This window comes from Primorskyibacter sp. S187A (assembly GCF_049800955.1).
Lineage (GTDB): Bacteria > Pseudomonadota > Alphaproteobacteria > Rhodobacterales > Rhodobacteraceae > JAKVBH01.
Map to the genome: position 1 here is coordinate 636978 of NZ_JBNAGA010000001.1, position 18655 is coordinate 655632.

19 protein-coding genes and 2 tRNA genes are annotated in these 18655 nt (G+C 61.7%); 14 read left to right on the plus strand and 7 right to left on the minus strand.

From position 1 onward, the window contains the following. The 7 genes from ACP15S_RS03295 (at position 1) to ACP15S_RS03325 (ending at position 5392) form a co-directional block, all read left to right on the plus strand. On the plus strand, positions 1-1686 hold the full coding sequence (locus ACP15S_RS03295) for a sensor histidine kinase (RefSeq protein WP_425038148.1): 1686 nt from the start codon (positions 1-3) through the stop codon (positions 1684-1686). Beyond that, complete coding sequence (locus tag ACP15S_RS03300) at positions 1679-3148, plus strand: phospholipase D family protein (protein WP_425038149.1); 1470 nt, start codon at positions 1679-1681, stop codon at positions 3146-3148. The genes ACP15S_RS03295 and ACP15S_RS03300 overlap by 8 nt, the downstream gene beginning before the upstream one ends. Before the next feature lie 76 nt (positions 3149-3224). Continuing rightward, positions 3225-4193 (plus strand): YihY/virulence factor BrkB family protein, encoded by a 969-nt coding sequence (locus ACP15S_RS03305; protein ID WP_425038150.1) that lies wholly within the window; start codon positions 3225-3227, stop codon positions 4191-4193. Between the two features lie 37 nt (positions 4194-4230). Further along, the gene (locus ACP15S_RS03310; RefSeq protein ID WP_425038151.1) at positions 4231-4389 is read left to right on the plus strand and encodes a YqaE/Pmp3 family membrane protein; all 159 of its coding nucleotides are present in this window, start codon (positions 4231-4233) and stop codon (positions 4387-4389) included. Then, on the plus strand, positions 4361-4756 hold the full coding sequence (locus ACP15S_RS03315) for a DUF4112 domain-containing protein (RefSeq protein WP_425038152.1): 396 nt from the start codon (positions 4361-4363) through the stop codon (positions 4754-4756). The genes ACP15S_RS03310 and ACP15S_RS03315 overlap by 29 nt, the downstream gene beginning before the upstream one ends. 131 nt (positions 4757-4887) lie before the next feature. After that, complete coding sequence (locus ACP15S_RS03320) at positions 4888-5133, plus strand: hypothetical protein (RefSeq protein WP_425038153.1); 246 nt, start codon at positions 4888-4890, stop codon at positions 5131-5133. Positions 5134-5194: 61 nt separating this feature from the next. Continuing rightward, positions 5195-5392 (plus strand): CsbD family protein, encoded by a 198-nt coding sequence (locus ACP15S_RS03325; RefSeq protein ID WP_425038154.1) that lies wholly within the window; start codon positions 5195-5197, stop codon positions 5390-5392. Positions 5393-5650: 258 nt separating this feature from the next. On the opposite strand, the gene ACP15S_RS03330 is transcribed toward ACP15S_RS03325, so the two are convergent. Continuing rightward, a complete protein-coding gene (locus tag ACP15S_RS03330; protein WP_425038155.1) occupies positions 5651-6061 on the minus strand; it encodes a GFA family protein in 411 nt (136 codons plus the stop codon). 91 nt (positions 6062-6152) lie between these two features. Continuing rightward, positions 6153-7592, minus strand: a complete 1440-nt coding sequence (locus tag ACP15S_RS03335) for an aldehyde dehydrogenase family protein (protein ID WP_425038156.1) — start codon at positions 7590-7592, stop codon at positions 6153-6155. 337 nt (positions 7593-7929) lie between these two features. Between ACP15S_RS03335 and ACP15S_RS03340 the strand changes: the two genes are divergently transcribed. Then, positions 7930-8169, plus strand: coding sequence for a hypothetical protein (locus ACP15S_RS03340; protein ID WP_425038157.1), 240 nt, complete (start codon positions 7930-7932; stop codon positions 8167-8169). On the opposite strand, the gene ACP15S_RS03345 is transcribed toward ACP15S_RS03340, so the two are convergent. Together ACP15S_RS03345 and ACP15S_RS03350 are read right to left on the minus strand one after the other, a co-directional pair. Then, a tRNA-Gln gene (locus ACP15S_RS03345) sits at positions 8155-8229 on the minus strand. The genes ACP15S_RS03340 and ACP15S_RS03345 overlap by 15 nt on opposite strands. A gap of 84 nt (positions 8230-8313) precedes the next feature. Then, the gene (locus ACP15S_RS03350) at positions 8314-9621 is read right to left on the minus strand and encodes a mechanosensitive ion channel domain-containing protein (protein ID WP_425038158.1); all 1308 of its coding nucleotides are present in this window, start codon (positions 9619-9621) and stop codon (positions 8314-8316) included. A 142-nt stretch (positions 9622-9763) separates the two neighbouring features. Between ACP15S_RS03350 and ACP15S_RS03355 the strand changes: the two genes are divergently transcribed. Continuing rightward, positions 9764-9840 (plus strand) — tRNA-Met (locus ACP15S_RS03355). Between the two features lie 234 nt (positions 9841-10074). On the opposite strand, the gene ACP15S_RS03360 is transcribed toward ACP15S_RS03355, so the two are convergent. The 3 genes from ACP15S_RS03360 to ACP15S_RS03370 are packed head-to-tail and all read right to left on the minus strand — an operon-like array spanning position 10075 to position 12420. Then, positions 10075-10548 carry a thioesterase family protein gene (locus tag ACP15S_RS03360; RefSeq protein WP_425038159.1) on the minus strand — a complete coding sequence of 158 codons (474 nt, stop codon included), beginning with the start codon at positions 10546-10548 and terminating at the stop codon, positions 10075-10077. Further along, positions 10532-11413: an amidohydrolase family protein gene (locus tag ACP15S_RS03365; protein WP_425038160.1), complete on the minus strand. Its 882-nt coding sequence runs from the start codon at positions 11411-11413 to the stop codon at positions 10532-10534. The genes ACP15S_RS03360 and ACP15S_RS03365 overlap by 17 nt, the downstream gene beginning before the upstream one ends. Next, positions 11410-12420 (minus strand): ester cyclase, encoded by a 1011-nt coding sequence (locus tag ACP15S_RS03370; RefSeq protein WP_425038161.1) that lies wholly within the window; start codon positions 12418-12420, stop codon positions 11410-11412. Before ACP15S_RS03370 ends, ACP15S_RS03365 begins: the two co-directional genes overlap by 4 nt. 115 nt (positions 12421-12535) lie before the next feature. Between ACP15S_RS03370 and ACP15S_RS03375 the strand changes: the two genes are divergently transcribed. The 5 genes from ACP15S_RS03375 to ACP15S_RS03395 all read left to right on the plus strand — a co-directional run bounded on the left by ACP15S_RS03375 (position 12536) and on the right by ACP15S_RS03395 (position 18643). Then, on the plus strand, positions 12536-13585 hold the full coding sequence (locus ACP15S_RS03375; protein ID WP_425038162.1) for an ABC transporter ATP-binding protein: 1050 nt from the start codon (positions 12536-12538) through the stop codon (positions 13583-13585). A 77-nt stretch (positions 13586-13662) separates the two neighbouring features. Then, a complete protein-coding gene (locus tag ACP15S_RS03380; protein ID WP_425038163.1) occupies positions 13663-14907 on the plus strand; it encodes an extracellular solute-binding protein in 1245 nt (414 codons plus the stop codon). Between the two features lie 78 nt (positions 14908-14985). Continuing rightward, positions 14986-16011, plus strand: coding sequence for a carbohydrate ABC transporter permease (locus ACP15S_RS03385; protein WP_425038164.1), 1026 nt, complete (start codon positions 14986-14988; stop codon positions 16009-16011). A 3-nt stretch (positions 16012-16014) separates the two neighbouring features. Next, positions 16015-16896, plus strand: a complete 882-nt coding sequence (locus ACP15S_RS03390; protein WP_425038165.1) for a carbohydrate ABC transporter permease — start codon at positions 16015-16017, stop codon at positions 16894-16896. Between the two features lie 256 nt (positions 16897-17152). Continuing rightward, the gene (locus ACP15S_RS03395; RefSeq protein WP_425038166.1) at positions 17153-18643 is read left to right on the plus strand and encodes a GMC family oxidoreductase; all 1491 of its coding nucleotides are present in this window, start codon (positions 17153-17155) and stop codon (positions 18641-18643) included. The last annotated feature ends 12 nt before the right edge of the window (positions 18644-18655 follow it).

The window sequence follows — 18655 nt, forward strand, 5'->3', positions numbered from 1 at the left end:
ATGGTAAGTGCATCTGCGCTGCAGCGTTTGACGCCTCGTCTCGTCGCGCTGATGACTGTGGCGCTGCTGCCACTGGGCCTGATCTCGATCTGGCAGACCAATTCCGTCGTGCGTGACGCGGAAAACGCGATCCAAAGCGGCCTTGTGCTCGAAACAGTCTCCTATGCGGCCAATGAACGCGAGGTTCTGGAACGTGGTCTGGGCGCGATCAACGGATTGTCCTCTGCACCCCTGACGCTGAGCGATGCGCGATGTGCCGCTGTGATGCGCGAGTTTGTGGAGCGCAATCGCGAGTTTGTCTTCGTAGGGTTTTTGCCCCTCTCCAAGCCTGCCGTATGCGTGTCCTCGACCGAAATCGCCGGGAAAATGAGCGTGATTGATGCGGGCCCCGAGCCTTCTATTGCCGTCAGTCTGGAGGAAAACGGGGGCGCGTTCATGACGATCAACGTCTCTCGCCCCGTGTTTGATGGCGAGACGCTCGCAGGCCACATGGTTGTTTCCGTTCCGAACCAGATCGTGCGCGCGCGTTTGCGCAATGCGGTATCGGGGGTGGACGACATAGACCTCGCATCGCTGACGCCCGATGGCACGATTATTGCTTCCTCGGCGGGCATTGATGCGGCGCGCGCATTTCTGCCGGGTGAATTGACAATGACGCAAATTGCCGAACGCGAAGGTCAGTCCTTCAAGGCCATGGCCGCCAATGGGGAAGAACGGCTCTACGCAGTGGCCGAATTGGTCGATGAGACCCTTTATCTCGTGGGGAGCAGCGTTGTTGTCAGTGCGTGGCAAAGAGCACTGTCGCCCGCGTGGTTGAGCGCCATTACCTTTCCCGTCCTGATGTGGATTGCTGGTGTGGGCGTGGCTATCGTCGGGTTGCAGCGCCTTGTTCTGCGCCATGTCCGGTCGCTTCGCACCGCGATGCGACGCTTTGCCCTGGGAGAGCGGGATGGCACCAAGCTTCATCTGGAGGACGCATCGATCGAATTCGAGGAGGCGGAGCGTGCGTTCAACCGCATGGCCTTTTTGGTGACGGAGGCTGAGGTGCGTGCGCAAGACGATCTGCGCGACAAGGAAGTGCTCCTCAAAGAGGTGCATCACCGGGTCAAGAACAACCTGCAATTGATTGCGTCGATCATGAATATGCAAAGCCGCAAGGCAACCTCGTTGGAGGCCAAGAACATGCTGACGGGCCTTCAGCGCCGTGTGCGCGGCCTCGCGATGCTACACAGGACGCTTTATACCACGCCCGACATGACCACGATCAACGCGCGCGATCTGATCGAAACGGTCATTGCGGAGGCCTCCAGCATCGCAACCCAACCCGGGGCCATCCGGTCTGAGCTTGAAGACTTCACGCTCTATCCCGATCAGGCCGTGCCCTTGTCCATGTTGGTCGCCGAAGCGCTGACCAATGCGGTCAAATACGCGGATCCCGATCAGCTTGCGTCAGAACCCGTGCGCGTTCTTCTTGAATTGCACAGCGCGCAAGTTGTGCGTCTGCGCATCACCAATCCAGTCACCGGCACCAGTGATGACACAGCGGGCGATGGGCTGGGCGCGCAATTGATGACCGCCTTTGTGCGACAGCTTGACGGGACCTGCAAACAAGGTCGTGTGGGCGGATTGTTTACCGTGGATCTTACGTTTGAGCGCCGCGATTTCGAGGCGGCGGATTATGGCTGAGCGCTTTGACGTCCTGATCACAGCTGAGCAAGCCTGGCCGGCGTTTGAACGCGCCGTTTTGGCCGCGCGCGACGAGATTATCGCCGGTTTTCGGATCTTCGATATGACGACCCGCTTGGTCTCGCCTGAGGCGCAGGCCATCGGCGAGACGTGGTTTGACCTTCTGGAGCATGTTGTGCGGCGCGGGGTGCGCCTGCATATCATTGTGTCTGACTTTGACCCTGTCATGGCCACCGCGCTTCACGAAACAGCCTGGCGCAGCGTGCGGCAAGGCGCGGCCCTTGCAGAGGTTTGCGGGGTCGGGCGCGCGCGTATCCGCATCGAGGCGGCGCTGCATCCCGCAAAGCCGGGGCTCGTGCCTTGGCTGGCCTTCCTCGCGCCTGTGCTCATGCGAAAACGCAAAGCGCTGGCCCGTACGCCGGAGCGCCAGCGGCATGCGGTTCATCTGACATCCGGTGAATTGCCGGACATGCATCCCGTGACGCATCACCAAAAGCTCGCCGTGATCGATGGCCATGTGCTCTACGTGGGTGGGCTGGATCTCAACCAACGTCGTTGGGACACCCTGGATCATGACCAACCGGGCGCTCAAACCTGGTCGGATGTTCAGGTTCTCATGACCGGGCCAGAGGCGGGCGAGGCGCGGGCGCATCTCCTGAGCTTCACCCAGGCCTGTGCAGGCACATCCAAACCCAGCGTCGCGCGACACATCAAGCGCACCCTGTCTGCGCCGAGGCGTTTTCAGTTCCCCTTTTTATCTCCGCGCTGCGTCCTGAGTGAGATCGAGGAGGCGCACCTGGCCGCGTTTCGCGAAGCCCGGCACCATCTGCACATTGAAACGCAATACATGCGATCCAAAGTCATTTCTGATGCGCTGGCAGAGGCGGCTCAGCGCACGCCGGATCTGACGATGACGCTCATCATTCCCGCCCTGCCGGAAGAGGTTGCCTATGAAGGCGCCGACGGGCTCGATGCGCAATTTGGCATGGCGCGGCAGCAAAGCGCCCTGTCGACCTTGCGAGAGAGTTTCGGCGAGCGCTTGACGGTTGCCTGTCCCGTACGTCCCGTTTTGGCGGCGCGGACGGGCATTGCAACGCTTGCGGGCTCCCCGGTGATCCATGTGCACAACAAGGTTCTGATCGTGGATGCCCAAAAACTGCTGATTGGGTCGGCTAATCTGAACGGTCGGTCCATGCATTGGGACACGGAAGTTGCCGTCCAATCCTGTGACCCGTCCCATGTTGCGCGCGGGCGGGCCGCGCTGTTGCAACACTGGTGGTTCACGCAGCCGCCAAAGGAGGGCACGGACCCCGAGACTATGCAGGCCTGGTGGATGAAGAAGGTCAATGAAAACAAGGTTATGCGCCCCGAAGCGCGGCACGGTTTCCTGGTCCCCTTCGACGCGGACAACCATGCGGATATGGCGCAGCCTTTGCCGGGCGTGACCGAAGACATGGTCTAGCCAAGGCGTATCGCCGGGGAACCCGCCGCACCGCATGGGCGTTTGTTGCGCAATACACCCATAGGGAGCGCACAAGATGTCACGAGGTCGAGCCGCCACGTCGCCACAGGAAATACCCCGCGCGGGGCTGCTTGATGTTGCGCTGCGGATCTGCCGCCAACAGGGCAAACAGAACCTCAGTCTGATCGCCGCGGGCATTGCCTTTTACGGGCTCCTGTCGCTCTTTCCGGGGATCACAGCGGGCGTGGCCCTTGCGGGATTGATCTTTGACCGTGACCTCCTCGTGCAGCAGTCCCACGAGCTTGCGGCTCTTTTGCCTGCCGAGGCGCGCGAGATCATCATGGGTCAGCTGCGCGAGGTGGTCAGTGCGGATGACACTGCGCTCAGCCTCGCGGCGCTCGCGGGTCTGGGCGTTGCGCTCTATTCCTCCTCCCGGGCCATGGCCAATTTCATCGCGGGTCTGAACATCATCTACGAGGAGGAGGAAACGCGGGGCTTTTTCGCCCTGAAGGCCACCACACTGGCGCTGACCGGTGCCTTTTTGCTGGGGCTTATCCTCGCCGCGAGTGTGGCGGCTGTCATTCCTGTTGTGGTCAGTTTGTTGGGCGCTGCGCAAGGTGTCACCGATCTGGTCATGCTGGTGCGTTGGCCGGTGCTGCTTTGCCTCAGTGCTGCTGGCATCGCGCTGCTCTATCGCTATGGCCCGGACCGCCGGGCCGCGAAATGGCGCTGGCTGACGCCGGGCGCGGGTCTGGCCTGTGTGTTGTGGGTGCTGGGCACGCTGGGCTTTAGCGTATACGTCCAGTCGTTCGGCACCTATAACGAGACGTTCGGCGCTTTGGGTGGGGTGATCATCCTGCTCACATGGCTCTGGCTGTCCGCGTTCATCGTTTTGATGGGTGCCTTGATCGACGCGGAGTTGGAAGCGCAGACAGGCGCGGATTCAACAATTGGCAAAAGCCGGCCGCGCGGAGAGCGCGGCGCGGTGAAGGCAGACAAGCTCGGCGCTCTGCGAGGGGAACCAAACGACACGCTCCCGCGTTGAGTTGTTACAAAGCTTCAGTCTCAAGAAGGAGAAAAAAATGGAACTGCTCCGCATCATCGCGGCGGTGTTGCTGCCGCCTCTCGGAACCTTCCTGCAGGTCGGTCTGACCAAACACTTCTGGTACAATATCATCTTGACCATTCTGGGCTACATTCCGGGGATCGTGCATGCCGTCTACATCATTGCCCGCCGCTGATCTGCGCCACGGACGGCTTGATCGTCTGGAGCGTATGGCAAATCAACTCGACAGCCGTTTCCGCTTTCCCGGGACCAACATCCGCTTCGGATGGGATTCCGTGCTTGGCCTCGTCCCGGGGCTGGGCGATATCGTCACAGCTGGACCGGCTGCCTGGTTGATCCTGGAAGGGTGGCGCATGGGCGCGCGCAAACGCGCTCTGGCTCGTATGGGCCTCAACGCCGCGCTTGATTTCACGATAGGAGGCATTCCCGTGCTGGGCGACCTCTTTGACGTGGCCTTCAAGGCCAACCGCCGCAACCTCGCGCTCCTCAAGGCGGACCTGTCGCAGAACGCGCCCGCGCCGCGAGACGCATTCTTCGCGTGATCAAGGGCTGCGATAGGCTTCTGCGCCATTGCCCCTTTCTACCGCAATGCGCATCGCGAAAATACTTTGAAAAATACGGAACCATGACCGCCCGGACGCGTTAATCCACTGAAATCAATGGAGGTTTAGATATGAAAACCGCAGTTGTACTTGGTAGTGTCATTGTTGCCGCGGCCATCGGCTTTGGCATCTACATGGTCGACATTACCCAAACCGAAGAGACCCGCCTGCCGGAGATCTCGATTGACGGAGGCCAGCTGCCCAGCTTCGACGCTGATGTCGGCAGTATTGAGATGACCGAGGAAGAGGTCACCGTGACCGTGCCCCAGCTCGAGGTGACCCCGCCGCAGGAAGACGAGGAACTCGCGTCCAACTAACGCGACCCCACCCTTGCTCCCAATCGACACCCCAAACCGACACCAAGGAAAGGATAGGACAATGGACAAAGATCGCATCGAAGGAAAATGGACGGAAATCAAAGGCCAGGTGCGCGAAGCCTATGGTGATCTCACCGACGACGACATCGAAGAAGCGCGCGGAGATCGCGAGCAATTGATCGGCAAGCTGCAACAGAAAGTCGGCCAGTCGAAGGATGAAGTGCGCGCCAAGGTAGATGAAATTCTGGCCAAGGTCTGATGGATACCCGTGTGTGTTCGTACGAGTGCCGCCCCGTTGCTGAAAAGCAGCGGGGCTTTTTTCTCTCTCCGGCAATCCACGTGCCGTTGATCAGCCCTGGGTCAGACGGGTTGGAGCTATCACTCGCCATGGCTGATGCAGGCGAGGGGATGAGCGGCTTTGTGGGACTTGTAAGATATTGAAATAATATGGTAATTTGTCTTTATGATGTTTGGTCAGCAGGTGGAAGGTTCATTTCCGTCCGGGATCGCCATGCTTTCAACTGACCTTCTGGATAATGCTGTCTCGGTCCCAGGGCTGCGCGGCCTCTGGATAAAGCGATATGTCAGGTGCATAAATCGTGGGGTCGTCCAGCGACGCGGCATGGACATACATGCGATCCGGCATGCGCGTGCTGCGGCGGAATATCTGCGACCCACATCCGGGACAAAAGCCGCTGAACGTGGGCTGGCCAGAGCCGCCTCTCATCTCGTAGATCGTGCAATCCGCGCTGATCTCGAAGGATGCGCGCTGCAGTGGCACCATATCGGCATGTCCGGCCCCCGTCAGGTGCTGACAGTCGCGGCAGTGACAGCGAAACATGGCCGCGTCAGACCGCAGGCCCGCATACCGTATGCGTCCGCATTTGCAGCCGCCGGTGATGGGTTTTTGTGCGTCAGTTCCTGACATATCGGCCTCCGTGCATCGCAGCGCGACGCTACTACAGAACGCCTTTACTGTCAGGGCAGGGCGCATATCCGCGCGCCCCGCCTTTGTTGATTTACGCGACGGGCCAGCCACCAATGGCTTTGACTTCCAGGAACTCATCCAGCCCCCAGACACCGCCCTCGCGGCCATTGCCGGATTGCTTCATGCCCCCAAAGGGAGACCCTGCGCCCCGGCCCTTGCCGTTCATGTCCACCATGCCAGAGCGTACCGCGCGCGCGACACGCCGGGCCTTTTCGGGATCTGTAGTCTGGACGTAATTGGTCAGGCCGTAATCCGTGTCATTGGCAATGGCGATGGCCTCTTCTTCACTGTCAAAGGGCATCATAGAGAGCACGGGGCCAAAGATCTCCTCGCGCATGATATCCATGTCATTGGTGCAATCGGCAAAGACGGTGGGGCGTACGAAGAAGCCCCGGTTGAGGCCTTCGGGCCGCCCGGTCCCACCCGTGACGAGACGCGCGCCCTCGTCGATCCCGCGCTGGATGAGGTCTTGCACTTTGGTAAACTGCATCTCCGAGACGAGCGGGCCGATATGGCGGCCTTCTTCGGCGGCGGCATTGACACGCGTGGCCTCGGCGGCGGCCTTGGCCTCCTCGACAGCCTGATCATAGCGCGACCGCTCGACGAGCATGCGCGTGGGCGCGTTGCAGGATTGGCCGGTGTTGTTGAAGCACCGGATAATGCCCTGTTTGATCGCCTTGGGATCGGCATCGGCGAAGACGATATTGGCGCCCTTGCCGCCCAACTCAAGGCTCACGCGCTTGATTGTATCGGCGGCGGCGATGGTGATGGCGCGGCCCGCGCGGGTGGAGCCGGTGAAGCTGACCATGTCCACGTCTTTGTGGGCGGAGAGCTGGCTGCCCACGCCCGGCCCATCGCCGTTGAGCATGTTGTAAACGCCCGCAGGCACGCCCGCCTCGTGCATGATCTCGGAGAAGAGCAGGCCCGAGAGCGGCGATTGCTCGGAGGGTTTGAGCACCATGGTGCAGCCCGTGGCCAGCGCCGGGATCACCTTGAGTGTGATCTGGTTCATGGGCCAGTTCCACGGCGTGATGAGCGCGCAGACGCCAATGGGCTCTTTGATGATATGCGTGTCTTCCTCGCCTGGCCGCAGGGGGCCTTCGAAGTCAAAATCCTTGAGCGCATCGATGAAGGCCTTGAGGTGGTACGAGCCGGTGCCCGATTGCTGCACCTTCGCCATATCTATGGGCGCGCCCATCTCGCGGCTGATCACGCCCGCCATATCGTCCGAGCGCTTCATATAGACATCAAGGATGGTCTGCATGAGCTCGAGCCGCTCGGCCTTGGTGGAGCGCTGCCAACTGCCAAAAGCAGCCTTGGCGGCGGCGACGGCGGCATCGGTGTCAGCTTGCCCGCCCAGAGAGATCGTTTCGGTGACCTCCTCTGTCGACGGGTCGATCACCGCGAAATCGGTGCCGGCCTGCGGCGCAACCCAAGCGCCATTGATGTAGAATTGATTTGCGTTGTCCATGTGACCCGTCCTGTTGCCTTGCTATTGCCTGCCACACGACGCCGCGCCGGTGGCAGATCCAGATTGGTCCCGTGCTAGCGCGAAAGATCACTGCGTGCGAGAGCATTTGCGACGGATAAGGCAGCAGATCGGTCTTGCGCGACCTGCCAGCCGGCCTTATGGCCGCGCCCGTTTTGGCTGGAGCCGCACCAATCGCGGTTTTGGACCCGGGACGGTCCCAAACAAGGTGAATGCGAGGCCTCAATCTCAGGCGGCGTTTGCGTCTGGTGGGCGGGGCTGAACGCGCGGACGAAGTGTCGGACACTTTCTGGCTTGCTTCGATCCGCTCGGACCTCTGATGGGACATCTCGAGGCGCTCCACTCGGCGGCGAAGGCCGCAACGTTTGAGCCCGACCTGTTCAACTCCGATCTGGCACGGGATGCAGATGCGATGGAAGATCCCGAGATCGTGACCTTTCCGTCCGAGGCGCAACGTGGGCAGGTGGTCTCGGCCCTTCGCACCTTCGAGGCCAATGCCACGCCAGTCGCGTCACTGACGTCTTTTTGTGTGATCAAAGAAAAATGGCTGGGATGGTAGGATTCGAACCTACGGTACACTGTACCAAAAACAGTTGCCTTACCACTTGGCTACATCCCAACTGTGAGCGGTGATCTACTTCACCCGTTGCATGCTTTCAAGGGCTGAGCTGCGAAAAAATGCGTCTCATTGCAGCGCAGGATGTCATTCTTTCGGCGCAGCCTCTGTCAGCAGGTCATCTGCGCTGGTTTCGGCGCGCTCGCCCTCGACGATGGCCTCCAATTCCTGATCCATCCGCGCCTCGACATCCAAAGCCTCGCCAGATGCTGCGGCGGCGGGCTGCGGCGCAGGGGCGGGAGCGCTTGCAGCTGCGCCGGCGGGTGGTGCCAGCGGGGTAAGGAGCCTGTAGGTCGGCTCCGGCATGGCAATGCCCGCGGCACCCAGAGCGCCCGTGACCTTGCGAATGGCTTCCCCGCGCGCGGCCACAAATGACGTCTCGTGTTGAGCGATCCAAGCGGTTAGCCTGATGGCAATTGTGCTGTCGCCAATGGCCTCAACCCAGACATTGGGCGCCGGCGTGGGAAGCACGAAGGGCAGGGCCTCCAGCGTCTCCCGCGCAATCTGCACGGCGCGGGCCAAATCACTGTCAGGCGCGACACCAACATCAAAAAGAAAGCGCCGCTCGTCATTGGTCGAATAATTCACGATTCGGCTCTTGAAAACGGTGCTGTTGGGGATGCGGATGTGGTTGCCATCAAAGCTGAGCAGGATCGTCGCGCGGGAGGTCAGCCGGATCACCTTGCCCAGATCGCCGCCGATCTCGATCGTGTCATTGGGCCGAAAGGGCTGGCGGATCGAGAGCATGATGGAAGCGATGAAGTTCTCCACCGTATCCTTGACCGCAAAACCGATGGCCAGACCCACGATGCCCGCAGCCCCCAGAATGGTCGACAAAAGCGCCGTCGCGCCCAGGATATCGAGCGCCACAACAAGCCCGCCCACGACAAAGGCAAGCTGCACGATGGTGCGCAGGATATCCGCAATGAAGGCATTGGGCGCGATCTTGTTCCAGGGCCAGCGCATGCGCGCCGCCAGATAGCCCAGAAACACGACAGCGAGAAACGCCGTCAGCGCCACGGCTGCAAGCGGCAGAAAGGCCACGATCTGCGTCATGCGCCCCATGAACCGCTCGACGGCCGGGTTAAGCCGCCGCACCACATCCGTGGTCTCGCTCACCTCGTTTTCAATGGCCACCACGCCTTCGACGCGGCCCGCAATCTCGTTGAGCCGACCTACGGATGCCGCATCCAGCGCCGTGCCGCGCAAGGTGACGATGCCCGAGGACACGGTCACGGTCACATCGTCAAACCCGTCGAGCTCGCTCAGGATCTCGCGAATCCGCACCGCGATGGCGGCGTCCTTCTCGGCGCTGTCGTCTACGGTGATTGTACCGGTGGGTTGTTCCTCGGTCTGTGCCAGGGCGGGCAGCGCCGCGGCGAGGAGGAGGAGCATCAAAGCAATGCGCAACATGGGCAGAATTCCAGTCTTCAAATGTGCAGCAAGCCTAGCGAGGTTAACGCGGCGATAAAAGCGGTCTGCGTGCAGTTTTGCGCTTGACGCGCGCGCGCTCTCCGCGTAATCCGCCCGCACTTCTGGCGGAGTAGCTCAGCTGGTTAGAGCAGCGGAATCATAATCCGCGTGTCGGGGGTTCAAGTCCCTCCTCCGCTACCAATACCCCCTCCCGCAAACAGCATGCAAAGCGCGCTGCTCGCCGCCCGACCGACGCGCACGCCTTGCGGCGCATTCTGGGTCGGGGGGGCACGTCCCTCTTCCCCAACCAACACCGGCCCCAAGACTGCGAATATCTCACGAAGCGACGGCGGGACCCGCGCCTTTGCGACGATGAGCTGTTTTTGTGACCTGTGACCTGTTGAGTGATGCGCGTCTGGCGGCGGATGGCCCGGCTCAGGCTCCGCCAGTTGAGAGGGCGCGCAAAGCCCGTGCGCGATGGGGCAGGGCGCGCGCCTCGTCGTCCGTCACAAGAGCCGCTTGCAGGCGCGTTGCAATCTCCGGGGGCATGGGCGCGGCGTGCGGGGCTGGCTTTTGGCGGACATGCAACTCCATGAACTCGCCAACCGAGACCCGTTTCTCACCCTCATACATGGCGCAATAGAGATGGAACCGCTTGGCATCGACGCCCAGCACCTGCGTCTCGACCCGGACCAAAGCGCCCACCTTTACCTCTCTGAGAAAGGACGTATGGCCCTCGAGGAGGTAGATCGTACAGCCTGTGCTCTCGCGGTAGACGGCATCAAATCCAACCTCATCCTGCAAGGCATCCACGGCCAGCGAAAAGACCAGGCCGTAGTAGCTGTCGCGCATGTGGCCGTTGTAATCGATCCAGTCGGGCTGGATTTCGGTTTCAAAGGTGAAGGTCATAGAAGGCGGCGGCGGTATCATGGAACACGGCGGCATGCATGTCTTGCGGGACAAGCTTCTGCATCGTCGTGAAGAGGCGGGTGTAGTCGGAACTGAGCGAGCAAACCGGGAAGTTGGACCCCCACATCACCCGGTCCGGCCCAAATTGCGCCAGCACTTCGGCCACGATGGGGGCCAGGCTTTCTTCGGTCCAGTCGTGTTCGAACATGCCGAGACCGGAGAGTTTGCATGTGATCTGTGATTGGCGGGAGAGGGTCTGCAACGCGTCTGCCCAGGCGGCGAGACCGGCGTCGCTGCGCTCATGGGGGGAGCCTGCATGGCAGAGCGCCACGGATGTGTCGGGCACCTGCGCCAGCACAGCGGCGGTTTTCTCCATGAGCTCCGGGATCAGCTGCAGATCAAAGGACAGACCGCGCGCGGCGAGGCTCTGCAAGCCGCTGAGAAAGGCAGGATCGTCTAGCAGCGCATTGGTGCCGGTGGCCGCGTCTTCGCCGGGCGCACGGCCCACGATCTGCCGCGCCCCGCGCACGCTCGAGAGCTTCTGGAATGCATCCAGCTGCGCCTCGCGGTCGGGCGCTGTCAGATCACAGAACACAACCTGGGCCATCGGCCAGTCGGGGCTGGCCTCGGCCACCTCTTGCACCCAGCGGGCCTCGCGCATCCCGTCTTCGGCTCCGACCTGTATGTGCACAGAGCCTGCAATGCCATGGGTGCTGGCCTCGCGGCGGAACTCAGGCAGCAGGTAATTGCGCTGGATCGGGGCGGGATCGCCGAAAAAGCGCGGCGTCCCCTTGGCCATGAGCCAGGGATAATGGACGGCGTCCAGATCCCAGAGATGGTGGTGGGCGTCAATATATCGTGTCATGTGCGGGGCACCTCTGCCATGCGGGCGAGAATATCGACACCTTGCGTGCGCAGGAAGTGGATCATGTCGATGAAGATCCAGTTCTCCGCGAGCTTGTCGCCCTCGCGGCGGTAAATGTCGATGACGCGAAACTCGGCGGGCCGCTCAGGCGTCCCCGCGGGCAGCCCCATGAACCCGCCCTTGTGTGTCGCGGTGAAATTGGGCCAGCCAAAAAAGCCGCCGTAGTGACCCTCGGCCAGGCGGGCCACATGGCCGGTCGAGGAGCGATCCCCGAATGCGGCGCGGAAAGGGCCGGAATGCTGCTTGGCGTAGCGCTCGATCGTGTAGGTCGCCCCGATCCCGGCAGGGCCCCACCAGATCATATCCTCCGCCCATGTTCGGCGCAGCTCTTCCTCCAGCGGCAACCCGAGGTTCCAACTGCCCAGATCGGAGATCATGGAGTTGATCAGCGCCAGCGTGGCCTCCCCCTCCGCCGCGTCCTGCGGATCAAAGAGCAAGCCATCATGGGTCGCGGGGCCCGGCTGGACAAGATGGGCGGCGGTCTGGGGCGGGAAGGGCTGCAAACCGGCCTGCATCATCAGGTGCGGGATATCGATGTAGAAGGCGACCTCGGTGATCTGCCCGTCCGCGACCTTGCAGAACTCGGCGTAGCGCAAAAAGGCCATTTTGCCCGTGGGCTGGATGCCCAGCCACGGCGCATCAAAAAGCCCCATGAGATGACCCATCGAGACAACCCACGTGCCCGCGAACCCGTCGATCTCGTTTTTCCCGGCAAAGAAGACATCCTCGCGGCGGGTTTGCGCGCTGAAGGCCCTTTTGAAGGGGCCCCAGAAACTCTCTGCAATGGCCTCCGGCCCGATCTGCTCATAAAAAGGCGCATAGCCGCGCCAGTGGCACTGCGGGCTGAGATGTATGGCCAGCGCGGCAGAGCATGCCTCGGCCCCGGCGGAATCGATGGCACGGTGCGCTGCGCGTACGAGATCTTTTTCTGTTTGGAAGTCAGGCATTTGGCTCACTTTGCATACGTTTGCAAGAAAATCCTTGCCAAGATGCCGCACCAAAGTCTAGCCTTTTTGCAAGCGTATGCAAAAAACCTGATTCCGACCGGGGGGCTCCAGGACCATGGCTGAAATCCAGCTTCGCAACATCTCCAAGCGGTGGGGCTCTTTCGTGGGTGTCGACAATTTCGACATGACGATCGCCGACCGCGAGTTTCTGGTTTTGCTCGGGCCATCGGGCTGCGGCAAGACAACGACCATGCGCATGATCGCCGGGCTGGAAGATCCCACCGAGGGTGACATCATCATCGGCGGTGAGCGGATGAATGACAAGGAACCCAAGGACCGCGACATCTCGATGGTGTTCCAGTCTTACGGTCTATACCCCAACCTCAACGTGTACGAGAACATCCGCTTTCCGCTGAAGGTGCGCAAAGTGGATCCCGCGACGCATAATGAGCGGGTGATGCGGGCCTCGGCCATGGTGGAGCTGGATGATTTCCTGCATCGCAAACCTGCCGAGCTGTCCGGCGGCCAACGGCAGCGTGTGGCTCTGGCCCGCGCCATCGTGCGCCAACCCAATGTCTTTTTGATGGATGAGCCGCTCTCAAACCTCGATGCCAAGCTGCGCGTCTCGACGCGGGCGCAGATCAAGAACCTTAGCCACGAGCTGCAAGTCACCACTGTTTACGTGACCCATGACCAGATTGAAGCCATGACGCTGGCCGACCGCGTGGTCGTGATGAACAAGGGCGTGGTCCAGCAAGTCGGGACTCCCACGGATATCTACGACAACCCGGCCAATACCTTCGTGGCCAGCTTCATCGGCAGCCCTGCCATGAACCTCGTGGATGGCGAAATGAAGGGCGGCACTTTCCATGCGGAAGGTATCGCGATCCCGGGGCTCAGCGCCCCGGACGGCAAGCTCACGCTGGGCTTTCGCGCAGAAGATGCCAGCATTGTCGAGACCGGCGGCGAGGCCCATGCGCCGGTCTACACGATGGAGCTTCTGGGCGATGCGACCATGGCCACGATCCGCGTCGGTCAGGCCTATCTCAGCGTCAAGGCGCAAAAAGATTACCGTGCAGAGATTGGGGATGTCGTGCATTTCAACATCCCCGCCGAGATTTGCCACCTGTTCAGCGCTGAAACGGGTGAGCGGATCGGGGGCTAGGCCCCCAAGAAGACGTCCTGCGGCCGCAGGGCGAACCAGGGTCAAACAATGACCCGTCAGGAAACAGGGAGAGATAAATGTTTCTGAGAACCACAGTCGCAGCCGTTGCGCTCGTCGCGTCTGCAGGCGCGTCCTTTGCGATGGGCAATTGCGGCATCACCGAGGGTCGCGTGTCGATCGTTGGTAACGAATTCCCCGCGATCCAGACCGTTGGCGCCAATGCGCAGGCTTGTGCCGGTGAGGGTGTCGAAGTGACGACCAATCTCACGGCGGATCACCAGTCGATCAACCTGCCCGGCATGCAGGGCAACCCCGCTGAATATACCTCCGCGATCATCGCGAACTCGTCCATCGTGGCCTTGATGAACAACGATGTCATCCGCCCGCTCGATGACCTGATCGCAGAGCACGGCGCCGCGCTGAAGCCCAACCAGATCATCACGATCAACGGTCAGGCGATGGCCGTGGCCTTCATGGCCAACGCCCAGCACCTTGTTTACCGTGCCGATATCCTCGAGCAGGTTGGGGCCGAGCCGCCCAAGACCTATGAGGACATGCTCGAAGTCGCAGGCAAGATCCGCGACGCAGGCATTCTGCAATATCCCATCACCGGGGCCTACAAAGCCGGTTGGAACCTCGCGCAGGAATTCAACAACATGTACCTCGGCATGGGTGGGTCCTTCTTCAAAGACGGCACAGCCGAGCCCAACGTCAACAGCCCCGAGGGCGTGAAGACGCTTGAGATGCTCAAGGCGCTGGCGGAGTTCATGAACCCCGATTTCCTGACCCATGACAGCAACGCCGCCGGTGCCGAATGGCGCGCAGGCAATGCCGCGATGATGAACATGTGGGGCTCGCGCGCCGCTGTGTTGACCGATGCGGAAGGTGTGGAGCCTGCCGTGGTCGAGCATACGGCAATGGCCGGTCCGATGACCGTTGGTGGCGGTGATACACCTGCCTCGACGCTTTGGTGGGACGGCTGGACCGTGGCCAAGAACATCTCTGACGCGGATGCCGAAGCGACCTTTCTTGCCATGGTGAACGGTATCGACCCGTCGATCCTCAATCAGGACAAGGTGGCCGAACAAGCGGTCTGGTTGATCGATGGCTACGAGCCCACCGAGAAGGCCGCAGGCGTCTTTGCGGCCGCGCAATCAGGCACAATTCCTTACCCCATGCTGCCCTATATGGGTCTGATGCACACCGCGCTGGGCGCGGAACTGACAGACTTCATGCAAGGCAATGAGAGCGCGGAAGACGCGCTGGCGGATGTCGAGGCGGCCTATACCGCAGCGGCCAAGGAAAACGGCTTCCTGCAATAGGCAGCAGCCAAAGATGGGGCGCATGATCCGCGCCCCATCCCACCCTTTCTCACGGTAGACTTGTCTGGGGCCTGAGCGATGAAACACAAGACATTCTTCTGGTTCTTCCTGCCCACCGCGCTGGCGATGTTGATCTTCATCTTCGCGCCCATCGTGTCGGTGGTGATGCAATCGGTGTTTCTCCCCCATGAAGCCGTGATCGTGGAGGTGGAAAATTGTGGCCCCTTCGGCTGCACCACCGAAACCGCAATCGACCAGGAGGCCACGGCCAAGCTCGCCGAGGATGCGCCGCTGGGCCGTTTTGCCGGGCTTGAGCTCTACTTCGACCGCTCCAATCTGGCCGCTTCCGAAGTGGGCGAGATCTGGCGCAGTTCCGAGAGCTGGGGCGAATTTGGCGCTGAGCTCTACGATCTGCCCTTCTACCGCGCGATGGCCTTCACGTTGACCTATACGTTTACCGTGACGCCGCTCCTCATCATCCTGGGGTTCTTCATCGCCGTGGGCGTGAACTCCGTGACGCGCCAAATCCGCGGCTTTCTGATCTTCTTCTCGCTCCTGCCCATGATCGTGACGCCGCTGGTGGGCTCGCTGATCCTCTTCTGGATGATCGATGCGCGCGGCATTCTGGGCAATGCGATCTCCTATCTTGCGGCTGATCCCGACCTCTCGCTCAAGGCGTCTACGCCGCTGATGTGGGTCTCGCTTATTGTTTACGGGATCTGGTCCTCGGCGCCCTTTGCCTTTGTGGTCTTCTACGCGGGCCTGCAGACTGTGCCGCAGGATACGCTGGAGAGCGCGCAGATCGATGGCGCCTCGCGCTGGCAACAGATCCGCTACGTGCTCGTGCCGCACCTTATGCCGCTCATCACCTTCGTGGCGCTCATCCAGCTGATGGATAATTTCCGCGTCTTCGAGCCCATTGTTGGCTTTTCCGCCGAGGCCCATGCCCGCTCGCTCAGCTGGAAGATCTACAACGATCTGACCGGCGAGACGCTTCAGCAATCCGCCGCTGCCACCACCTCGGTGCTGACGATCCTCTGCGTGGCCATCCTGCTCAGCCCGGTGCTGGTGCGGACGTGGCGTGACTTCAACGGAAAGGCCTGAGCCATGGCAAGCAAAGCGCAAGAACAGCCCCTTGGCCTGCGGATCGCGATCTATGTCCTGCTGACGGCATGGCTTCTGGCGGCGGCGTTCCCGTTCTTCTGGACGCTCTGGGGCAGCTTCAAGGTCGAGCTTGATTTCTTCTCCATCTCCGATTGGACCAACGCGCTTACCGGGCCGCGCACGGAAGCGACCCATGGCGGGCCCTTCACCGATGCGGGCTATGCCGGAGCATGGATCGAGAATGAATTTTGGCGCGCCACGCTCAACACGTTCATCGTGTGTTTCTTCGTGGTCACGATCTCGCTCACGCTGGGCACGTTGGGCGGCTACGCGCTCTCGCGCTCGGGCCACAAATACGTCTTCTGGCTGCTTCTCATCGCGCTGATCTTCCGTGCCATGCCGCCGCTCACGCTGGTCTCGGGCTACCTGCCGGTCTTCTTTGACTGGAACGTCTGGGGCTACCTGCCCACGGCGATCATCGTGCTCGTGGCCATCAACCAGCCCTTCACGCTGTGGATGCTGCATTCGTTCTTCATGAAGATCCCCAAGGATCTCGATGAAAGCGCCATGGTCGATGGCTGCACCCGCTTTCAGGCCTTCCGCTTCGTGATCATCCCGGTCATGTGGCCCGGCGTGATCACGACGGGGCTGTTCTCCTTCCTGCTCGCGTATAATGACTTCGCCGTCACAGCGCTGGTCCTGAGCGAAAGCAATCGGACAATGATCCCCGAGATCGCAGCCTTCCTCGGCACAACCCAGACCGAAGGCAACGTGATGTTTGCCGTGGCTGCTGTGGTCTCCGCGACAGTGCCGTTGTTCTTCCTCGTCATGTTCTTCCAGCGCCAGATCGTCTCTGGTCTGACGGCAGGGGCTGTTAAGGGGTGAGGACCGGTGTTTCGCAGAAACCAAAACGTCCAGTGGACGTTTTGAGGTCCGAACGGGCGGAGCCCCGGGGTTGGCACGGTGTTTCGCAGAAACCAAAACGTCCAGTGGACGTTTTGAGGTCCGAACGGGCGGCTCCGCGAAAGCGTGCCTTCCCTTTGCCCCGTTACCGCTTGGCTGGGTCAAACCTCAAGGTGGCGCTCCTTCAGGTCTTGAGACAGGCTGGGCCGGGGCCGTGCAGCCTATTCCGACATATCTGATGACAGACTTTATCGTCATAGGCGGCGGCTCTGCGGGCTGCGTTCTGGCGGCTGAATTGTCCCGCCGTAAGGCAGGTTCTGTCATGGTCCTTGAAGCAGGCCCCTCGGAGCGTCATCCGCTGGTCTCCATGCCCATGGCGCTCATGTGGCTCATGGGCTCAAACCGCGATTGGGCCTGGAAGACTTCCCCCCAAGAGCATGCCGGTGGCCGCATGATCTCCGTGCCACGGGGCCGGATGCTGGGCGGCTCGGGCTCGATCAATTCCATGGTGTGGTTTCGCGGCAGAGCGGCGGATTTCGATGACTGGGACAGGCCTGGCTGGCGCTACGCCGACCTCGAGCCGGCCTTTGAAGCGGTGGAAGCCAAACTCCGCCCCACGCGCATGACAGGCGCCCATCCGCTCTCCGAGGGGCTGGCGCCAATGCTGGGCTCCAACGGCCAAGCCATCCCGACCCCCGAGTATGAGAGCGCTGGGGTCTGCGCCCACAACCTCATCATGGGGCGTCGCAATTCCGCAGCTGATGCCTTCCTGCGCCGCCGCCCGGATGTCGAGATCAAAACCGGCGCTCAGGTGGACCGGCTGCTCTGGCAAGGAGACCGCGCCACAGGTGTCCGCCTCGTGAGTGGCGAAGAGCTCTACGCGGCCAAGGGCGTCGTGCTCAGCGCGGGGTCTCTGGCCAGCCCGGCCATCCTCATGCGCTCCGGGATTGGCCCGGCGGATCACTTGCGCGACCACGGGATCGATGTCCGCCGCGACGCGCCACAGGTCGGCGAAAACCTCCACGACCACCCGGGCTGCGGACTGCACTTCTGCGCCCCGGGCTCCGGCTACGGGCTCGAACCCGCGCAATGGCTCGATTGGCTCGCGGCCCCTTTCCGGTATTACGGCATGGGCACGGGGCGTCTTGCCTCCCCCACAGTGGAGGCCGCAGCCTTTTTCAATGCCCGCGGTGACTGCGCAGAACCCGATGTGCAGAGCCACTTCATTCCCTTCCATCTTGATTGGACCGGGAACAGATACGCGCTCAAATCCGGCTACTTCGCCGATGTCGTGGTCTGTCGCCCAAAATCGCGCGGCCGGTTGACCCTCAAAAACAGCCATGGCCGCGCCGCCCCGGTGATCGATCTGGGCCTCTTCAAAGATGAGAGCGACCTCGACACACTGCACGCCGGGCTCGAGCGGCTGCGCGATCTGCTGGAGCAAGCCGACTTTGGCCCCCGCCGCGCCGCCGAGGCGCAGCCGGGCGCAGAAATCACCGGTGAGGCGCTGCGGTCGCATATCCGCCAAAGCGCAGGCACAGCCTATCATCCTGTGGGCACGCTTGCCCTGGGTGGGCCCGTCACCGATCGTTTGGCGGTCAAAGACACCGAGGGGCTCTGGGTTGCGGATGCCTCCGTGATGCCAAATGTCACCTCCGCCAATACCAATGCGCCTTCGATGATGATCGGCTATCGCGGCGCGGAGTTTATCGCGGAGGATGCCGCATGAGCGCGCCCTCCT